The sequence below is a fragment of the Aquibacillus koreensis genome (assembly GCF_025154055.1).
Taxonomy (GTDB): Bacteria; Bacillota; Bacilli; order Bacillales; family Amphibacillaceae; genus Aquibacillus_C; species Aquibacillus_C koreensis.
On sequence record NZ_JAOALK010000038.1, the window covers coordinates 1 to 3,497 of the forward strand.

The window sequence follows — 3,497 nt, forward strand, 5'->3', positions numbered from 1 at the left end:
TGAACTGACCTAGTAATATGAGACAAGAAAAAGCACCTATGCTGCCTTTGCCCTGAATTGAACAGGGGAAAGGCAGTTTAATTTTGAAAACGGTCGTATATAGTTGTAATAATACATGTAAGATTCGACTTTTTCTAGTACAATAGAGTTTGTAAGACGCGCCTTTTGGTGTGTGTAGAATTCTTCCGACTTTATGGTGGAGTGGAAGGATTCAATGACGGCATTATCAAAGCAATTGCCTTTGCGGGACATGCTTGTGATAATGCCTTTTTCTTCAGCTAACTCTTGAAAAGCATACGAAGTGTATTGCGATCCCTGGTCACTGTGAAGTATCAGTCCTTTCGTTTCTCGCCCATTACAAGCTGCTTTCAATGTTTCTAGCACTAGATCTACTTCTTGGTTATGACTAACTCGATAAGCAACAATTTCATTATTGTACAAATCCATGATGGATGATAAATACATCGTTGACTCTCCAAAATTCAAGTATGTTATATCTGTAACCCACTTTTGGTTAGGTCTATCTGCTTTAAAATTCTGTTCCAACAAATTTGGAACGATACATTTACTTTCACCAGCAATTTTTGATTTTCTTTTAGGTTTGACTCGACATTGGATGTTGTATTTTTGCATGATTCTTTGCACAGTTAACCTATTTACAGAAATATGATGATCCTCTTTTAATATTTTTTTAACCATTCTATGTCCAACTCTGTATTTTAGGGTTTTACAAATATCGATTATTTGTTGTTCTAGCTCAGTCGGTTCCCATGACTTTTGAAGCCAACGATAGTAAGTAGATCTAGGGACTCCAATACAATCACATATCATCGATACCGCATAAACTTCCTTTAATGACTCCACTAGCTCTATTACTACTTCTGGTACCAACTCCCTTCGATTTCCTGGTACTTTTTTAAGATTTCATTTTTAATTTTTAGATGCTTAACTTGCCGTTTTAATTGGTCTATTTCACTTAGCTCCTCAGGACCTTTCCCAAAGGAATATTGTTTACCAATGGGTTGCGACAGTCGGTGTTCCTCCCCATCACGAAACCATTTCATCCATCTTTTGATTTGACTAACGTTACGTATACCGCACTTCTCCATAATCTGTTTATTGGTATATTTTTTAGACAACTTCATTTCAATGACTTTCCTTTTAACCTCTTCAGAATAAACATTTTTATTTTCTCCCATGAGAAAAGCACCTCCAGTAGTCGTTTAATTTATATACGACTCAGGGGGTGCTTTTTCCTCTGTCTCATTTAGTTAGGTCACTCCATATATGACGGTCCTTTTGTTGCACAATAGACCCCTTTACTTTAAGTAAATCATTTCCCAAACTTATACATAGGCTAGCCATAGAAGCATTATGCTGAAAACTCTTCAAGATCCTCAACTTCTGTTTCGAGAGGCAATATATGTCCGATTTTGCCATAATGAAGAATTCGAAAATATTCACCCAAAACCCTTGCTCTTCCTATTTCAGTTTTCATCCAATTATCTCTTGACACCGTGCATCCTCTATATTCGGCATCAAAACCAAAAGGGATATAACTTATTTTATTGGGAATATGTTGTGCCAATGTTCGATATTGTCTTCCAGCTGCGTGATTTTTACAAACAAACAACAAACTTTCTAGTGATGAAAAGTCAAATACTTCTTTAGCAAGGAGTACGTTTTCCAACGTGTTTCGAGACCTATTTTCAAATACAATATCTTCTTGCTTGATACCACTTTCTAACAATTTAGAAACGATTACATCAGCTTCTGGTTGATTTCTATCTTTCCAATCTGGATGTTTAACACCTGTGGGACTAACTCCCCCTGTGACGATGAGCTTTTGGCAATAACCCTTTTTGTACGCTTCTATCGGCTTTTCCCAATGACCTGGATGAGTCCCTGCAAACACAAAGATCGCGTCACAAGATGGAACTTCAATTGCTGGTAGAAAAATTATATTTGTTAATTCCTCTATTTGACGAGAAGTTAAATTAGGAACTTGAGTTTCTTTTGGAATTATTGGTTTCATTTCTTCCTCCTAAAATTATTTAAAGTTTTATTAACAAGAAATTTTGAATTTCCTCTTTTTAAATCAATTATAATTTCCTTTTGAGTTCCAAAAAGTTTGGGTAGTTTCGATGTAAAGGTTACCCAAGTCTTCTTTTCTTTTTTGGGCTACTAAATGTAACGGAGTTTTCTTTATTTTCTTCTCAATTTCTTCGTAATGCTCTTTGCTTTCGTATTCCCATATAGCCATTATTTGATTTTGCTTTTCGTTAACCCATCTTCCAATTAGTTTAGATCCAAATGTTTTCTGATTAGGTAGTAAGTATTTATGAAAAAAGTCAGTAAATGTATTGTATTTTGTTGGATCGATCTTATATGTTCGAATTCTATAAATCAAAATTACACCTCCTTATTGAATGATTTTAAATTTTGTTCTAGTTTCAATGGTTAGTTTATTCTTGACCCTTCCGAGCCACAATTACTTTAACTCCAAGGGATTCAATTCGTTCAACAGCTTCTGGATCTGCATCCCAATCCGTAATTAAAAGATCTAAATCTTCAATTCTTCCTGCCTTTGCAAAACCATCATTTCCTAAAGAATGATGAGTAGTTATTCCAATACGGCGACGACTTACTTCTGAAACCGCTCTCCCAAAGGCTCCAACTTCTGGGGTTGCAACAAATATCCCTTCATCAGAAATCCCTCCACCTGTTGAGAAACTAATGTCAAACTTAAATTGACGAACCAATTCGTTGGCTAGAACATCTGTCATATTGCCAGAATTCTTCACCTTACCTCCAATTAAGTAGGTATCTATCCAAGCTCTCTCCTTTAGTAAATCGGCTACTCGAATTGAATTTGTAACGATGGTAAGAGGCATTTGATCTGGCAAATATTTCAATAATACAAAGGATATTGAAGCTCCTCCAATAAAAACAGTATCGTTATTTCGAATATAAGATGCTGCCAGTTTTGCGACTGCGTTGCCTTGTTGAGATCCTTCACCGAATCGTTTGTCTGGTGATAAAGGCGGTGTTCTAACCTTCGTACCAGGTATTGCTCCACCGTGTGTCTTTTTTAGTAATCCTTGTTTCTCCATTATTGTAAAATCTCTTCTAATTGAATCAATTGAAACTTTAAATTTTTCGGCCAACTCCTTAGCAACCACTCTGTTTTCTTTGTTTAATAATTCAAAAATTTGCTTACGACGTTCTTCTGCAAAAATTCCTAAGTCCTCCTGTGACATACTCCATCTCTCCTTTTTAATTAGCTTTAAAACACTTATATAGTTATAGTATATTCATTTTTATTCTTTTTTCAATCAAAATATTGCGTTTTTGTTCATTTTTATTCACGTTTTTGTTCTTGTTTTAAGATGTTTTCATAAAACAGAATAAAACTGCACTCTCTATCAACAATCTAGTCAGCACTAAAATAGAAATAGATATAAATTTGCAAATAAAAAGCGACTCAATTTTAGATC

General features: G+C 35.0%; 4 protein-coding genes. All 4 read right to left on the reverse strand.

Annotated elements, in window-relative coordinates:
• Positions 1-36: 36 nt before the first annotated feature.
• The 4 genes from NYQ66_RS10625 to NYQ66_RS10640 all read right to left on the reverse strand — a co-directional run bounded on the left by NYQ66_RS10625 (position 37) and on the right by NYQ66_RS10640 (position 3,239).
• A protein-coding gene (locus NYQ66_RS10625; protein ID WP_259867866.1) for an IS3 family transposase occupies positions 37-1,199 on the reverse strand; the annotation gives its coding sequence in 2 pieces (ribosomal slippage) (positions 37-917 and positions 917-1,199; 1,164 coding nt in all).
• A 173-nt stretch (positions 1,200-1,372) separates the two neighbouring features.
• The gene (locus tag NYQ66_RS10630) at positions 1,373-2,035 is read right to left on the reverse strand and encodes a YdcF family protein (protein WP_259869358.1); all 663 of its coding nucleotides are present in this window, start codon (positions 2,033-2,035) and stop codon (positions 1,373-1,375) included.
• Positions 2,036-2,098: 63 nt separating this feature from the next.
• Entirely contained in the window at positions 2,099-2,410 is a 312-nt protein-coding gene (locus tag NYQ66_RS10635; protein WP_259869359.1) for an NIPSNAP family protein, read from the reverse strand.
• A gap of 55 nt (positions 2,411-2,465) precedes the next feature.
• Positions 2,466-3,239: a DeoR/GlpR family DNA-binding transcription regulator gene (locus tag NYQ66_RS10640; RefSeq protein WP_259869361.1), complete on the reverse strand. Its 774-nt coding sequence runs from the start codon at positions 3,237-3,239 to the stop codon at positions 2,466-2,468.
• Positions 3,240-3,497 lie beyond the last annotated feature (258 nt).